The 15393-nt window shown below is 65.3% G+C and carries 16 protein-coding genes; 15 read left to right on the top strand and 1 reads right to left on the bottom strand.

The window, feature by feature from the left end:
- Positions 1 to 6 precede the first annotated feature (6 nt).
- On the bottom strand, positions 7 to 1524 hold the full coding sequence (locus ACV4UZ_RS17120; RefSeq protein ID WP_491601997.1) for a B12-binding domain-containing radical SAM protein: 1518 nt from the start codon (positions 1522 to 1524) through the stop codon (positions 7 to 9).
- Between the two features lie 344 nt (positions 1525 to 1868).
- On the opposite strand from ACV4UZ_RS17120, the gene ACV4UZ_RS17115 reads away from it, so the two are divergent.
- From ACV4UZ_RS17115 to ACV4UZ_RS17045, 15 genes are all read left to right on the top strand, one after another.
- The gene (locus ACV4UZ_RS17115; protein WP_491601996.1) at positions 1869 to 2762 is read left to right on the top strand and encodes a methyltransferase domain-containing protein; all 894 of its coding nucleotides are present in this window, start codon (positions 1869 to 1871) and stop codon (positions 2760 to 2762) included.
- Positions 2763 to 2789: 27 nt separating this feature from the next.
- A complete protein-coding gene (locus ACV4UZ_RS17110; protein ID WP_491601995.1) occupies positions 2790 to 3755 on the top strand; it encodes an NAD-dependent epimerase/dehydratase family protein in 966 nt (321 codons plus the stop codon).
- The gene (locus ACV4UZ_RS17105; RefSeq protein WP_491601994.1) at positions 3752 to 5050 is read left to right on the top strand and encodes a nucleotide sugar dehydrogenase; all 1299 of its coding nucleotides are present in this window, start codon (positions 3752 to 3754) and stop codon (positions 5048 to 5050) included. The genes ACV4UZ_RS17110 and ACV4UZ_RS17105 overlap by 4 nt, the downstream gene beginning before the upstream one ends.
- A 103-nt stretch (positions 5051 to 5153) precedes the next feature.
- Positions 5154 to 5846 (top strand): transaldolase, encoded by a 693-nt coding sequence (locus tag ACV4UZ_RS17100; RefSeq protein WP_491602437.1) that lies wholly within the window; start codon positions 5154 to 5156, stop codon positions 5844 to 5846.
- Positions 5843 to 6874: an acyltransferase family protein gene (locus tag ACV4UZ_RS17095; RefSeq protein WP_491602436.1), complete on the top strand. Its 1032-nt coding sequence runs from the start codon at positions 5843 to 5845 to the stop codon at positions 6872 to 6874. Before ACV4UZ_RS17100 ends, ACV4UZ_RS17095 begins: the two co-directional genes overlap by 4 nt.
- Before the next feature lie 56 nt (positions 6875 to 6930).
- Complete coding sequence (locus tag ACV4UZ_RS17090; protein WP_491601993.1) at positions 6931 to 7560, top strand: winged helix-turn-helix transcriptional regulator; 630 nt, start codon at positions 6931 to 6933, stop codon at positions 7558 to 7560.
- Positions 7557 to 8057: a KdsC family phosphatase gene (locus tag ACV4UZ_RS17085; RefSeq protein ID WP_491601992.1), complete on the top strand. Its 501-nt coding sequence runs from the start codon at positions 7557 to 7559 to the stop codon at positions 8055 to 8057. Before ACV4UZ_RS17090 ends, ACV4UZ_RS17085 begins: the two co-directional genes overlap by 4 nt.
- On the top strand, positions 8057 to 8902 hold the full coding sequence (locus ACV4UZ_RS17080; protein WP_491601991.1) for an N-acetylneuraminate synthase family protein: 846 nt from the start codon (positions 8057 to 8059) through the stop codon (positions 8900 to 8902). The genes ACV4UZ_RS17085 and ACV4UZ_RS17080 overlap by 1 nt, the downstream gene beginning before the upstream one ends.
- Positions 8903 to 8917: 15 nt before the next feature.
- Entirely contained in the window at positions 8918 to 9754 is an 837-nt protein-coding gene (locus tag ACV4UZ_RS17075; protein ID WP_491601990.1) for a sugar phosphate isomerase/epimerase family protein, read from the top strand.
- Positions 9751 to 10419 (top strand): acylneuraminate cytidylyltransferase family protein, encoded by a 669-nt coding sequence (locus ACV4UZ_RS17070; RefSeq protein WP_491601989.1) that lies wholly within the window; start codon positions 9751 to 9753, stop codon positions 10417 to 10419. Before ACV4UZ_RS17075 ends, ACV4UZ_RS17070 begins: the two co-directional genes overlap by 4 nt.
- Positions 10392 to 11243: an SDR family oxidoreductase gene (locus ACV4UZ_RS17065; protein WP_491601988.1), complete on the top strand. Its 852-nt coding sequence runs from the start codon at positions 10392 to 10394 to the stop codon at positions 11241 to 11243. The genes ACV4UZ_RS17070 and ACV4UZ_RS17065 overlap by 28 nt, the downstream gene beginning before the upstream one ends.
- Positions 11237 to 12439, top strand: coding sequence for a hypothetical protein (locus tag ACV4UZ_RS17060; RefSeq protein WP_491601987.1), 1203 nt, complete (start codon positions 11237 to 11239; stop codon positions 12437 to 12439). Before ACV4UZ_RS17065 ends, ACV4UZ_RS17060 begins: the two co-directional genes overlap by 7 nt.
- Positions 12436 to 13470, top strand: a complete 1035-nt coding sequence (locus tag ACV4UZ_RS17055) for a Gfo/Idh/MocA family protein (RefSeq protein WP_491601986.1) — start codon at positions 12436 to 12438, stop codon at positions 13468 to 13470. The genes ACV4UZ_RS17060 and ACV4UZ_RS17055 overlap by 4 nt, the downstream gene beginning before the upstream one ends.
- A complete protein-coding gene (locus tag ACV4UZ_RS17050) occupies positions 13467 to 14516 on the top strand; it encodes a Gfo/Idh/MocA family protein (RefSeq protein ID WP_491601985.1) in 1050 nt (349 codons plus the stop codon). Before ACV4UZ_RS17055 ends, ACV4UZ_RS17050 begins: the two co-directional genes overlap by 4 nt.
- A 7-nt stretch (positions 14517 to 14523) precedes the next feature.
- Positions 14524 to 15393, top strand: a complete 870-nt coding sequence (locus tag ACV4UZ_RS17045) for an SDR family NAD(P)-dependent oxidoreductase (protein ID WP_491601984.1) — start codon at positions 14524 to 14526, stop codon at positions 15391 to 15393.

The raw sequence follows: 15393 nt of genomic DNA, 5'->3' as shown, positions 1-15393 counted from the left end.
CCAGGGTCAGGCGGCTTTGTCGCTTTTGAAGGTGGTTCCCAGGCTTTTCAGGGTGGTGTTGTTCTCCGCCACCGAGTCCATCAGCATGGGTTCCTTGCCGCCGAACAGAGTCACGATCTCGCTCTTCAGCATCTTCAGACCGATACTCAGCACGTTCTTCAACCCGAAATGGGCAATCAGGCCAATGGCCTTGCCGGGGGTCGAATGCATCACGAACAAGGCGTGGCGCTGAAGCCGCAACAATTCGGCAGGTCCCATGCCGTTGACTTCCATTACGCCACCGGCATAACGGGAATACTTGGCGTAATCCTTGGTCAGCAGCTTCAGACCGTACATGCCCTTTTCCGCCATCTGGGCCAGTTCGGTGCCGGGATAGGGAATGGCGATGGCGCATGGCGCGTAGCGGATTTCCGGGATGGAGCGAATGAAGCGCGCGGTTTCCATCACCGTTTCCACGGTGTCGCCGGGATTGCCGATCATCACGCCGGTCAAGGTGGACAGGCCCAGCTTCTTGCACAGGCGATAGGCCTCGCGCATGGATTCGGGCTCCACCTCCTTGCGCATCAGCTTCAGAACCTCACGGTTGGCGCTTTCCAGGCCGAAGCTGATGCGGGTCAGACCGGCCCGCTGCATGAGCACCAGCAGATCCTCATCCACCAGATTGGCGCGGGTCTGGCCTTCCCAGGTCACCCCGGCGTCACGAGCGATCAACTCCTCGCAAAAGCTCTCGATCAGCTTGCGATTAAGAGTAAGGGTGGAATCCAGGGTCATGAAATGGGTGATGCCGAACCGCTGCTTCACGTCCAGCATCTCGTCGACGACGTTCTTGGCCGAACGCTTGCGAAGGCCGCGTCCGGTATTGAGCGGCTCGGAACAGAACACGCATTTGAACGGGCAGCCCCGCGTCAATTCGATGGTCGCCACCGGAATCACGCCCTGGTTGGGAACCTCGAAGACGTAATCCATGGGATCGAGCTTTTCCCGCGACGGAAAAGGCAGGGAATCCAGATCCTTGATGAAAGCGCGCGGCGGGTTGGTGACGATGCGGCCCTCGCCGTCACGCCACATCAGGCCCTTCACGCTGGCGAAATCCTTGCCCCCCTCCAACTGGTCCATGAATTCGACCAGGGTTTCCTCGCCCTCCTGCACCACGGCGAAGTCGAATTCCGGGGTGAATGCCTCTTCCTTGACCACGGTGATGTGAGGACCGCCGACGATGATGGGCTGATCAAGCCGCTCGCGCAGGGCGGCGGCCAGGGCCTGGCCCAGGTGAAACACCGGTGATGTGACGGTCAAACCGATCAGATCGGACCCGCTGGCCTTGATCTGCGTCACCAGTTCGTCGATGTGCATGTTGCGGACTTCGAGGTCGATGACGTCGGCCTGATGCCTGCCGCTGCGTTCCACCGCCGCCGTCAGGTAAAGCAGCCCCAGCGGAGGATACAGGGCATAGCGCTTGGCCACACCCTTGTACTCGCGATGCGAAGCGTCCGACCACGGAGTCTGAATCAGGGTAATTTTCATCGAAACCACCTTCCTGCGGCCCGATCGGCGGAACCGGCGCGCCTCGGCCATCTCAGAGCGACACGGATATAGCCCTCCGCCCACCGCCAGAGGAAGCAAATTCTCGTATCGCCACATAAATCCAACGAGAACAGTGTGGATATTCAAGGCTATTAGAGGAGCTTTTATATTGATACCAAACTTGCTTAGTCAAGCTTTGACGGTGACGGCGGCAGCGTTTCCCCGAGCTTACGCCCCGCACGGCGAGAGAGCGGGGTTGCGATCGCCGCCCCACATGTGCATAACCCCCCTTTGGACGGGCGCTACGGAGGCGCCTGGCTTCCCAGCCGGTAGGGTCGCCTTCATTGCCTCGACCATTTCCCTTTGCGCTCCCTCCCACCGAATCCACCGGGCCGATTCCGGAATGGCTGGGCGGCGGCTTCCAGATCGGTGACCACCGCGAGCCTGTCCTGGCCTATGATGTGGGCCTGTCGGGCTGGACCGAGGAATTCACCGATTCGCTCGAAGACATGCATGGCGGCCGCCATTTCATCGAGATCGCCTCGCGCGAACGGGCGGTGGCCGCGCTGAGGCGCCACCTTCCGGTCCGGGCGCCGACCATCCTGGAAGTGGGCTGCTCGTCAGGCTACCTGCTGGCCGACCTGGTCCGGGAATTGCCCGAGGCTTTCGTCATCGGCTCCGATTACGTGCTGGAGCCGCTGGTCCGACTGGCCCGGACGCTGCCCCCGGTTCCGTTGCTTCGCTTCGACCTCACCCGTTGTCCGCTGCCCGACGCCTCCATGGACGCGGTGGTGGCGCTCAACGTGCTGGAACATATCGAGGATGATGGCCGGGCGGTGGCCGAGATGGCCCGCCTGCTCAAGCCCGGCGGCATCACGGTGATCGAACTGCCGGCCGGCCGGCATCTGTTCGACTTCTACGATCAGGCCTGGATGCATCACCGCCGCTATGATCTGAAGGATCTGGTCGCCCTGGTCGAACAGGCGGGCCTGATCGTGGAGGAGGCCAATCACATGGGCTTCTTCCTCTATCCCCCCTTCGCCTGGACCAAGCGCCGCCACCAGAAAATGCCGCCGGCCGACGCCAAGGCGCAATTGGAACAAGCGCTGAGCGCCAATCAGCGGTCGGGCCGCCTCAACGGCCCGCTGACCGCCCTGATGCGGATCGAGGCCAAGCTGGCGCGGCTGGCGCGGCTGCCCTTTGGCATCCGTTGCTTCGCGGTGGCGCGCAAACCCTGACCCACTGCTAGTTCAAGAGGAGACGACATGGAACACAGCCACGTCATGGTGACCGGAGGAGCCGGCTTCATCGGTTCCAATCTGGTGGACCGCCTTCTGTCGCTGGGCCATCGCGTCACCGCCTATGACAACCTGTCCACCGGCCAGATCCGGTTTCTCGAAGGCGCCCTGGCCAATCCCGCCTTTCGCCTGGTGGAAGCCGACCTGCTGGATACCAAGAGCTTGACCGAGGCCATGGCGGGGGTGGATTTCGTGTTCCACCTGGCCGCCAATGCCGATGTGCGGTTCGGCACTCATCACCCCAGCCGCGACCTGGAACAGAACACCATCGTGACCTTCAATGTTCTGGAGGCCATGCGAGCCAACGGAGCGCGGCGCATCGCCTTCTCCTCCACCGGTTCGATCTATGGCGAGCCCGAGGTGTTTCCCACCCCGGAGGATGCTCCCTTTCCCACTCAGACATCGCTGTACGGCGCCTCCAAGCTGGCGGGAGAGGGGCTGATCTCGGCCTATGTCACCGGCTTCGGCTTCCAGGGTTTCATCTTCCGCTTCACCTCCATTCTTGGCGAGCGCTACACCCACGGCCACGTCTTCGATTTCTATCGCAAGCTTCTCGCCGATCCCACCCGCCTCGACGTGCTGGGCAACGGCAAGCAGCGCAAATCCTACCTCTATATCCAGGACTGCCTGGATGCCATGCTGACCGCCATCGACGGCTCGGAGGCCCCGCTGAACATCCTCAATCTGGGGGTGGACGGCTGGACCGAGGTCAACGATTCCATCGGCTGGATCTGCGAGCACCTGGGGGTGAGGCCGCGCCTGGATTATGCCGGTGGCGAGCGCGGCTGGATCGGCGACAGCCCTTTCATCTATCTCGACACGGCACGCATTCGCGCCATGGGCTGGACGCCCAAGCTGACCATCCGCGACGGCGTGATCCGCACCTTGGAATGGCTGCAGGCCAATCGTTGGGTCCTGGAGCAGAGGGCATGAAGATCTGCGTTCTCGGCCTGTGGCATCTGGGCTCGGTGACCGCCGCCTGTCTGGCCTCGGCTGGTTTCACGGTAATGGGAGGCGACGATGATGGCGCCGCCGTGGCCGGCTTGTGTCAGGGCAAGCCGCCGCTGTTCGAACCCGGTCTCGAGGATCTGGTCAAGGACGGCCTCGATTCCGGCCGCCTGTCCTTCACCGCCGACCTCGAATCCGCCGTGACCGGAGCCGATCTGGTTTGGGTTGCCTGGGACACCCCGGTGGATGACGACGACCACGCCGACGTGGATTACGTGGTGAAGCGGGTCGGCGCGATTCTGCCCCATCTGGCCGATGGCGCAGTGGTGCTGATCTCGTCGCAATTGCCGGTGGGCAGCACGGCGGTCCTGGAGGCCGCCTTTGCCCGGCTGCGTCCCGAGGGCAGGGCCTCCTTTGCCTACAGCCCGGAAAATTTGCGCCTGGGCAAGGCGCTGGACGCCTTCCGCAAGCCGGAACGAATCATCGTCGGAGCCCGCGATGAACACGCCCGCGCGGTGATCGCCCCCGTCCTGGCAAAGTTCAGCGACACCGTCTTGTGGATCGGGGTGGAATCCGCCGAGATGAGCAAGCACGCGCTCAACGCCTATCTCGCCACCTGCGTCACCTTCATCAACGAGCTGGCGGTGATTTGCGAGAACATGGGCGCCGACGCCGGAGAAGTGGAACGTGCGCTGCGAAGCGAACCCCGCGTCGGCCCCAAGGCCTATATCCGTCCCGGCGGCAGCTTCGCCGGCGGGACACTGGCCCGCGACGTCACCTTCCTGGACGGCATGCAGCACCGTCTGGGCCTGCCGGGCCGCCTGTTCGGCGCGGTCCTGACCAGCAATACCGCCCATAAGAACTGGCCCTTGCAGCGTTTGCGGCTGGAACTGGGGCAACTTCGCGGCAAGCGGGTCGCCCTTCTGGGGCTGGCCTATCGGCCGGGCACCGACACGTTGCGGCGGTCCGCCTCCGTGGAACTGGCCCGCGCCCTGGCCGCCGAGGACGTCGCCGTGGTCGGCTTCGATCCGGCGGTCATCGCCTTGCCGCCAGAGCTCAATGGCATCATCACCCTGGCCGAGACCATGGATTGCGCCCTGGCCGCCGCCGATGCGGCCGTGGTCATGACCGAATGGCCCGAGTTCCGCGAGCTGGAGGCCGGCCGCGCGGCAGCGGCCATGGCCAATCCGCTGGTGATCGACCCCAACCGCTTCCTGGAGGCCAATCTGGGGGGAAAGCCCGGGCTGCGCTGGATTACGGTCGGTTCCGGTCGCCATTGACAAGGCTGGGGCAACTGGCCTACCAAGCGCCCTGAGCAGATATGCCCAGGGCCATATCGGACGAAAAGGTCTATCCATCATGTCGAAGGTCTCTTCTTTGCGCGTGAAGCTGTTCATGGACGGGGCGGACGTGGAGGCCATGCGCCAAGCTGCCAAGAACCCCATGATCAAGGGCTTCACCACAAATCCGACCCTGATGCGCAAGGCAGGAATCGACGATTATGCCGCCTTCGCCAAACTGGCGCTGCAGGCGGTGGGGGATCTGCCCATTTCCTTCGAGGTCTTCTCCGATGAACTGGCGGAAATGGAACGCGAGGCCCGGGTCATCGCCTCCTGGGGCGGCAACACCTACATCAAGATTCCGGTGACCAACACCAAGGGCGAATCCACCGCGCCGCTGATCCGCAAACTGTCGGCCGAGGGCGTGGCCCTGAACGTCACCGCCATACTGACCCTGGAGCAGGTGGCCGAGGTGGCCGAGGCCCTGGACGCCAAGACTCCCGCCGTGATTTCCGTTTTCGCCGGCCGCATCGCCGATACCGGCGTCGATCCGGTTCCCGTGATGGCCCAGGCGCTGACCCTGATGAAGGACAAGCCCAAGGCCGAACTGCTGTGGGCCAGCCCGCGCGAACTGCTCAACGTGTTCCAGGCCGACGAGACCGGCTGCCACATCATCACCGCCACCAAGGACGTCCTGGATAAGCTGGCGCTGGTGGGCAAGGATCTGGCCGAGTATTCGCTGGAGACCGTCAAGATGTTCTATCGCGACGCCCAGGCGGCTGGCTACAAGCTCTGATCCCGGAGTGCTCGGCCACGACCAGGGCGCCAGATACGCCACCACGCCTCGGCTGGCTCGATTCCATGCGCGGAATCGCCGCCATGCTGGTGGTGACCTACCATGTCGGTGAGTTGCATCCGATCCCCTGGGTCGGTGACGCCGGTCGTACCGGCGTGCTTCTGTTCTTTCTGGTCAGCGGCTATTCCATCGCCCTGACCTTGAAGCTGCCGCTCGCTCGGCCCTTGCTTCGCACCGTGGCGAGGTTCTGGGTGCGGCGGCTGTTCCGCCTTTATCCCGCCTATTGGCTGGCGGTGCTCCTGGTCATGCTGGTCGAGGGCGGGCCGTTCGGCGGATCCTACGGCCCATGGACCTATCTGGCCAACCTGACCATGATCCAGACGGCGCTGGGCCAGCCCGACGTGCTGGGCGTATTCTGGACGCTGTTCTATGAGATCGTCTTTTATGTCCTGATCACGATCCTGGCGCCATTGGGAATCTTGGGGTCGGCCAGACGGTTGACCGTCCTGGTGGGAATCCTGCTCCTGCTGGCCCTGGCCGCCGCCGCCGCCCGCCGGTACGCGGGGGTGTCGCTGCCGTTCTCGCTGCCGCTTTTCCTGGCGATCTTCTTCATCGGCGCCCTGTTCCACCGCCTTGACGTGGACCGGCTTTGGAAGCCTTGGACCATATCGGCCTTCTGCGTCTTCGCCTTCGGCATCCTGTATGCCATCGGCCGCCTGGTCTTCGGCGATGGGTGGATCGGAGCCGACAACTATTCCTCCTTCGTGGGAAACCACCTGTTCGCCCTCGTCGTCTTCCTGGTGCTGAGCAAGCTCATGCCCATCAACGCCCGGCCGGTCCGGCGCCTTGGCGACATCAGCTACAGCCTCTATCTGCTGCACCCCGTCGTGCCCCGCCTGTTCGGGACCGTCGGAATCTGGCCCGGCGTCAACATCGCGCTGGCGCTGGCTTTGGCCGCTTTGGTTCATCTCTGCCTGGAACGCCCCGGAATCGCGCTGGGGCGGCGTCTGGCCGCCCGGCTGAAGTAAGCGCTCCATTCGTTGACGTTCACGCCGTGAACATGGTAAAGGGGGGGCGCAATTTCTTGGGCACATCCAGCCTCATGGCCATCGACAACGAGAGCGAGATCACCCTCCAGCTGCTGTCCATGATCGAGGACAGTGCCACGGTCAGCCAGCGCTCCATGGCCAGCCGTCTGGGTATCGCCCTGGGCTTGGCCAACGCCTATCTGGGACGCTGCATCCGCAAGGGCTACGTCAAGATCTCCAAGGTCCCGGCCCAACGCTACGCCTATTACCTGACGCCCCACGGCTTCGTGGAAAAGAGCCGGCTGACGGCGGAATTCGTCTCGCAATCCTTCAGCCTGTTCCGCCAGGCCCGCACCCAGTATTCCGACCTGCTGCGCCGTTGCGTCGAGCGGGACTGGACCCGGGTCGCGTTCTTCGGCGCCTCCGACCTTACCGAGATTGCGGTTCTGTGCGCCAGCGAGCTGTCGCTGCGGCCTCTTGCGGTCATCGACGGAGAACGGGAGGGCGACTTGCTGGGCCTGCCGGTGGTCCGAGGCCTTGCCGAATTGGGCGAGGTGGACGCGGTGCTGATCACCGCCCTCGTTCATCCGCTGGACGCTTTCGAACGCGCGGCCCTCCACTTGCCGACCGAGCGGGTGCTGCATCCCAAACTGCTCCGTATCAGCCTGCCGCGAGGAACGGAATGACCAAGTCCGGTGCCGCCCCCCGGCTCGACCAGCTCGACCTGATTGTCTACGATTTCGACGGGGTGATGACCGACAACCGCGTCCTGGTTTCCGAGGACGGCCGCGAAGCGGTATTCTGCCATCGCGGCGACGGCATGGCGGTCGCCGCCCTGCGCAAGCGCGGCCTGCGTCAGATCATCATTTCCACCGAGGCCAATCCCGTGGTCTCGGCACGGGCGGCAAAGCTGAAAATTCCGGTGATCCAGGGCGTCGACGACAAGGCGACCACACTGGCCAAGTATGCCGCCGGGATCGGGGCCGACCTGACCAAGACCGCTTATGTGGGCAACGACACCAATGATCTTGAGGCCATGCGGCTGGTGGGCTTCCCCGTCGCCCCGGCCGATGCCCATCCCCTGATTCTCGCCCTGGCTTGCGCGGTGACCCGCGCCAGGGGGGGCGAAGGCGTGCTGCGCGAATTCCTTGATATCCTTACTGGCCCCGGAGGTGCCGTCTGATGGCTGTCTTCATCATCGCTGAAATCGGAATCAACCATAACGGCGACATGGCCCTGGCCAAAAAGCTGATCGACGGCGCCGCCCGGTTCGGCGCCGATGCCGTCAAGTTCCAAAAGCGCACCATCGACAAGGTCTATGACAAGGCCACCCTGGACGGCCCGCGCGAGAGCCCCTGGGGCACCACCCAGCGCGCTCAGAAGGAAGGCCTGGAATTCGGGCTGGAGCAGTACCGCGAGATCGACGCCTATTGCCGCGAGAAGGGCATCGCCTGGTTCGCGTCGGCCTGGGACGTGGATTCCCAGCGCTTTCTGCGTCAGTTCGACTGCAAGTACAACAAGGTCGCCTCGGCCATGCTGACCAACTTTCCGCTGCTGAAGCTGATCGCCGAGGAAGGCAAGCACACCTTCATCTCCACCGGCATGCACGAACTGGCCGAAATCGACGCCGCGGTGGAAATCTTCCGCGCCGCCAAGTGCCCCTTCGAGATCATGCACTGCAACAGCTCGTACCCCATGTCGGTGGACGACGCCAATCTGCGCTGCATCGACACTCTGCGTCAGCGCTATGGCTGCGATGTGGGCTATTCCGGCCACGAGACCGGCCTCGCCGTCAGCGTCGCCGCCGCAGCCATGGGCATCAGCTCGCTGGAACGTCACATCACCCTGGATCGCGCCATGTACGGTTCGGACCAGGCCGCCTCGGTGGAACTGGTGGGCCTGGAAAAGCTGGTCAAGATGGTCCGTGCCGTCGAGCGCGCCATGGGCGACGGCGTCAAGCGCGTCACCGAGACCGAGCGCAAGGCGCGCGAGAAACTGAAGCCCACCGCCGCCGCCATGGGCCTCTAGGACCGGTTGGCCGCCATGCCGTTGCCCACCCCCATCGGCGTCATGCAGGGGCGCCTGCTGCCCAAGTATCAGGGCCGCTATCAGGCGCATCCGCGCGGCTACTGGCGGGACGAGTTTCCCGTCGCGGCTTCGCTGGGCCTGTCGCTGATCGAGTTCATTCTCGATTTCGACGGAGCCGAGGAAAACCCCCTGCTGGCCCGTGATGGGGCGGCGGCGATCCTGGCGGCCACCGCCCAGACCGGCGTGGCGGTGCGAACCGTTTGCGCCGACTACTTCATGGAGGCGCCGCTGCACCGGCCTGCAACGGCCGATGACAGTCTGGCGGTCATGCTGCGGCTGATCCGGCGGGCGGGTGAGATCGGTGTCACCGACGTGGTTGTGCCCTGCGTCGATCAGTCGCGGCTGGCCGATGATGGGGATTTCGAGCGCCTGGCCCTCGCGCTGGAAGCCTGCCTGCCGGCCGCCGAGGAAGCCGGGCTCAACCTGTCCCTGGAAACCGATCTGGACCCCGTCCGCTTCGCCCGCCTGCTGGAGCGGTTGCCGTCACCCCGGATCACCGTCAATTACGACATCGGCAACAGCGCCGCCCTGGGCTTCAAGCCGCGCGAGGAGTTCGCGGCCTATGGACGCCGCATCAGCGACCTTCACATCAAGGACCGCGTCCTGGGTGGCGGCTCGGTCGTGCTCGGCACCGGTGATGCCGATTTCGCCGCGGTGATCGACTGTGTCGCCCAGGTCGGCTTTCGCGGCCCCTTCATCATGCAGGCCTTCCGCGACGACGAGGGCGTGGCGGTGTTCCGCCGCCAGTTGGAGTGGCTGGCCGCGCTTTGGCCGGATGGACAGGCATCATGACGCACGTCGCCATCATCCCCGCCCGCGCCGGCAGCATGGGCTTTCCCGGCAAGAACCGCATCTTCTTCGACTACACCGCCGACTTTCTGGCCCAATTACCTTGGATTTCCAGGGTGATCGTCTCCACCGACGATCCGGTGGTGGAAGAGATGGCGCGCGGACGTGGTTATGATATCCATCTCCGCCCCGCCGAACTGGCCGGCCCGGCCGTCTCCATCAAGCAGGTCTATCGCCGCATCGTCGACGATATGAAACTGGCCGACGACGATGCCTTGTGGCTGTTCTATCTGACCGTGCTCTATAAGGACCGCGCCGATTTCGACCGGGCGCGGGCCATGCTGGAGCAGGAGAATGCGCCCAGCCTGCTCAGCTTCATTCCCGCCCCCTGCCATCCCTGGACCTGCTGGGAATGGGACGAGACGAGCCGCGTCCTCAGCCAGTACATCCCCAATGACGCCTTCCGCCGACAGGACCGGCCTCCAGCCTGGCGTTATTACCACTACCTGGCCTGCTGCCGCGCCGGAGCGGTCGATGGGCTCAACAGCGAGCTGATCGGACCCCACACCCTGCCGGTGATGCTGGACGACGAGACCGCCCGACGGCTGGTGGAGATCGATACCCCGGAGGAATGGGAAGAATGGAAGCAGTCGCAGGGCATGACGTGAGCGCGCCGTCACGGTTCCGTCTGGACGGACGCGCGGTGATCATCACCGGCGGCGCGGGCCTGCTGGGGGTCGAGCACGCCGCCGCCATCGCCGAGATCGGAGGGATTCCGGTACTGTGGGATCTCAACCCATCCGTGGCCGAGGCGGCGGCCGCCATCGCCGCCCGATGGAATGCTCCCTGTCACGGCCTGAGGGTGGACATCACCTCCCAGGCGGCGGTGGAGGCCGGTCTGGCAGAAACCCTGGCCTCGTGCGACGGCAAGCTGGCCGGATTGATCAACAACGCCGCCAACGACCCCAAGGTGCCGGCCGGAGGCGCCCCGTCATGGTCGCGGCTGGAGAACTTTCCCCTGGAGGCCTGGGGCCAGGACATCGCGGTGGGACTGACCGGCGCCTTCCTGTGCTCGCGCGTGGTCGGCGCCCATCTGGCCCGCCAGGGCGGCGGCGTGATCCTCAACATCGCCTCGGATCTGGGGCTGATTGCGCCGGATCAGCGGCTGTACCGCAAGCCCGGCCTGGAGCCCGACGAGCAGCCGGTCAAGCCGGTGACCTATTCGGTGGTCAAGCACGGATTGATCGGCCTGACCCGCTATCTCGCCACCTATTGGGCCGATCGCGGCGTCCGCGCCAACGCGCTGTGCCCCGGCGGCGTCTATAATGGTCAGCCGGATGCCTTCGTGGCCGAGCTGAGCCGGCTGATTCCCCTGGGCCGCATGGCTCGCAAGGACGAGTACCGCGGTGCCGTCCAGTTCCTGTGCACGGACGCCTCGAGCTACATGAACGGCGCCGTGATCTCGGCCGATGGCGGGCGAACAACGTGGTAGGCGGCCGTATCGTCTATCTGATCGAATCGGCATTGGCCCCCCGTGATCTCGACCGCTGGGGGATCGCCTGCCTGATGGAGCACGGCTTCTCGGTCACGGTGCTGGAATGCGCCGATCTGTCCTTTCCCCATCTGGAACAGGACCGCTCGGCCTATGGTGGTTTTTCCGGCTTCCGGCTGCGGCGGATCGAAAGCACCGCCATGCTGGCGGAAGAAGCGGGCGAGATGGCTCGCGCCGACCTGATCCTCTGCTTATGCGGCACCAGTGGCTTCACCCGCGGCAATCTGCCCATCTTCCGGGCTGTGGCGGGGGCCGCGAGGCCGTGGATCACCCATTCCACCAACATCTATCCCGGCTTCAACCGTTTCCGCGCCGAGCAAGGCCGTCTGGGCGCCCGGCTGGCCGACATCTGCAAGCGACTGCCCAATATCGACCTCATGGATTCGCTGATCGCCCGGCTGCCGCGCGGATGGCTGGGGATTCCCCATGCCGACGCCATTCTTTACAGCGGAGCCCGCTCGGTGGGGCTGAATCGCCATGCCGGTCCCGCCACCCGGCAGGTCTTCGTCCATTCCATGGATTACGACCGCTTCCTGCGGGTTGCCGCCGCCGCCAGCAAGCCGACCGGAACGGCCGTCTTCCTGGACGAGTACCTGCCCTATCACCGCGATCTGGCAGGCGTCAACGCCGAGCCGCCGGAAGATCCCGACCATTATTACGGCGCCCTGCGCGGCGTGTTCGACCGGGTTGAGCGCGAACTGGGCCTGACGGTGGTGATCGCCGCCTCACCCCGTTCCGACTATGAATCGCGCCCGGGTCTGTTCGGCGACCGCGTCATCCTGAAGGGCCAGACCGACCGTCTGATCGCGGAAAGCAGTCTGGTCCTGGCCCATCGCAGCACCTCCATCACCATGGCGGTGATGTTCCGCAAGCCGATCATGATCCTTGCCACCCGCCGCCAGGCCCGCCACTGGTGGCACGAGATCGCCCTGACTGCCTATGCCGAAGCCCTGGGCCAAAGCGTTCAGATGATCGACGACCCCGCCCGTCTGGATCTTCCCCGCGACCTGACGATCGATGACGGGGTCTATGACCGCTTTATCGCCGATTACATCAAGATGCCGGGAACCCGTGACGAGCCATTCTGGCCCGCCGCCATAGCCACCCTGAAGGCCGAAGGATTGCTGCCGTCATGAAGGCGCTGTTCATAGGGTTGGGCGGGGTGGGGCAGCGCCATTTGCGCAATCTGCTCCGTCAGCGTCCCGATGCCCGAATCGGCGCGGTCCGGACCCGCGACCGGACGTTCGAGATCGGCGACGATCTGGTTCCCGACCATTCCACCGATATCGTTGCCAAATATGCTATCGAGTGCTTCACCGACCTGTCTCAGGGTGTGGACTGGCGCCCCGATCTGGCGGTGGTGGCCAATCCCTCCAGCCTGCATGCCGCCACCGCCCTGACCCTGGTGAAGGCGGGAATCCCGCTGTTGCTGGAAAAGCCGCTGGCTTGCGACCGGGCCTCGGCCGAAACCCTGCTGGCCGAGACCCAGGCGCGCGGCGTGCCGGTCATGGCCGGTTTCATGCAGCGCTTCCACCCCGCCACCCGCCGTCTGGCCCGATGGCTGGCGGAGGAACGCATCGGGCCTTTGCTGTCGGCCCAGTCCATCTGCCACAACTGGCTGATCCGCAACCATTCCTACGAGCCCATCGAGTCCTTCTATCTGGGACGGCGCGACCTGGGCGGCGGCGTGATTCTGAGCGAAACCCACAATACCGATCTGCTGGGTCTGCTGTTCGGTAAGCCCGAGCGGTTGTGGTGTGTCGGCGGCCGTCTGTCGGGCAGCGGTCCCGACGTGGACGATACGGTAACGGCCTTGCTGGAATACCGCCGACAGGGGCGGCCCTTTCCGGTCAGCCTGCACATGTCCATGGTGGAACGGCCCTCGGCGCGGCGCCTTGCCATCAACGGCGAGCGTGGCCGGCTGGAATGGGACCTGCTGGCCGCGAGGGTCAGCCTCGACGACGAGATGGCCGGCCAGCGAGAGATCTACGAACTTCCTGATTTCCAACGCAATTCCATGTTCGCGGCGGAGATGGCCGAATTCCTGGCGGCCCTGGCCGAAGGCAGACCGCCCGAGCCGTCGCTCGCCCAGACCATGGACGGACATCACATCGCCATGGCCATGCTGGACTCCCTGGCCGGCGGCATACCGGTGGAGGTGGGATGATGACCACGCGCGCGTTGTTCCTGGGCCTTGGCGGTGTCGGCCAGCGTCACCTGCGCAATCTGCGCCGGATCGAACCCGATGCGGAACTGGCGGCCGTGCGGCATCTGGGCCGCGCTTTTGAAATCCGATCCGATCTCAGCGCCGACATGGGCGTCGATATCGTCGCGAAATACGGCATCCGGACCTTCCCCGACATCGCCACGGCCGTGGAGAAATTCCGCCCCACTCTGGCGGTTGTCGCCAGCCCGACCAGCGTCCATGCCGCCCAGGCCATCGCCCTGGCCCGGGCCGGCATCCCGACCCTGCTGGAAAAGCCGGTCTGTGCCACCGATGACGAGCTGGATGCCATCCTGGACGCCGTCCGGGACAGCGGGACGCCGATCCATGTGGGTTACATGTTGCGCTTCAACCCCGCGGTCCGCCGCCTGATGGAGGTGGTTGCCTCGGGCGTTCTGGGCCGGCTCTACGGTGTGCGGGCCGAGGCCCATTCCTTCCTGCCCGCCTGGCATCCCTATGAGAGCGTCACCGATTTCTATGCCGGCCGCGCCGACCTGGGCGGCGGCGTGATTCTCACCGAGATTCATCTGCTGGACCTGCTGGTCGAGATGTTCGGGCGGCCCCAAAGCCTGTGGACCCTGGGCGGAGCCCTGTCCCCCCTCGACCTGGCGGTGGAGGACACCGCCACCACCTTGATGGATTGCCGCCGGGACGGGCGGCCCCTGCCGGTGACCCTGGCGACCTCCTTCGTCCAGCGCCCGGCCCAGGCCTCCATCGTGGTGCGGGGCGAGAACGGCGTGGTCACATGGAGTCTTGCCGAAAACACGGTGGTGGTAGACAACGTCGCCGACGGCGGACGCCAGCGGACCGAGTTTCCCGGGTTCGAACGCAACGAGATGTTCATGGCCGAGATGCGCCACGTCCTCGCCTGCTGCCGCGGCGAGGCACAGCCGCTGGCCGCCCTCGAGCGTGCCGCCGAAGGGCAGCGCACCGCCCTGGCCATGCGCCGGTCCTTGCTGACTGGAACCATTGCCGAGCCAAGGAGTTAGGAACCTCATGCCGCTTAAGGGACGCAACGCCATCATCACCGGAGCCAGTCATGGGCTGGGCGTCGCCATCGCCGAGGCCTATGTGGCCGCCGGCGCCTCGGTGGTGCTGTGCGCCCGCTCGGAGGGCAAGCTGGCCGAGATTCGCGATCGCCTCGCCGCCCGCGCCGCCCCCGGACAGCGGATTCTGGCCCAGACCGCCGACGTGGCCGATCCCGCCTCGGTGGACGCCCTGGTGACTTTTGCCGCCCAAACGCTGGGCCGCATCGACGTCCTGGTCAACAACGCCGGAGTCTACGGTCCCACCGGCTGCATCGACGAGGTGGATTGGGCCGAATGGGCCGATGCCATCTCCATCAACCTGCTGGGCACCGTCTATCCCTGCCGTGCCGTATTGCCCCTCATGCGGCGGCAGGGCTACGGCAAGATCGTCAATCTGTCGGGCGGCGGCGCCACCCAGCCCCTGCCCCGGCTGTCGGCCTACGCCGCCTCGAAGGCCGCGGTGGTACGATTCACCGAGACCCTGTCGGAAGAGGTCAAGCATCTGGGCATCGACGTCAACGCCATCGCCCCCGGCGCCCTGGCGACCCGGCTGATGGACCAGGTCATCGACGCCGGCCCCGAACGGGTGGGCGAGGCCTTCCACGCCCGCATGGTCAAGATCCGCGCCGAGGGCGGCACGCCGCTGGAGGTTCCGGCCTCGCTGTGCGTCTATCTCGCCTCGGCGCAAAGCGACGGTATCGGCGGCCGCCTGCTGGCGGCGGTGTGGGATCCGTGGCAGACCCTGCACGAGCACAAGGACGACCTGGATGGCGGCGACATCTATACGCTGCGTCGTATCCTGCCCAAGGAACGCGGCAAGACCTGGGGGAACGATTAG

Source organism: Paramagnetospirillum sp., assembly GCF_058402745.1.
The sequence above is the reverse complement of the archived record's forward strand: the minus strand, read 5'-3'. Positions and strand labels throughout refer to the sequence as shown.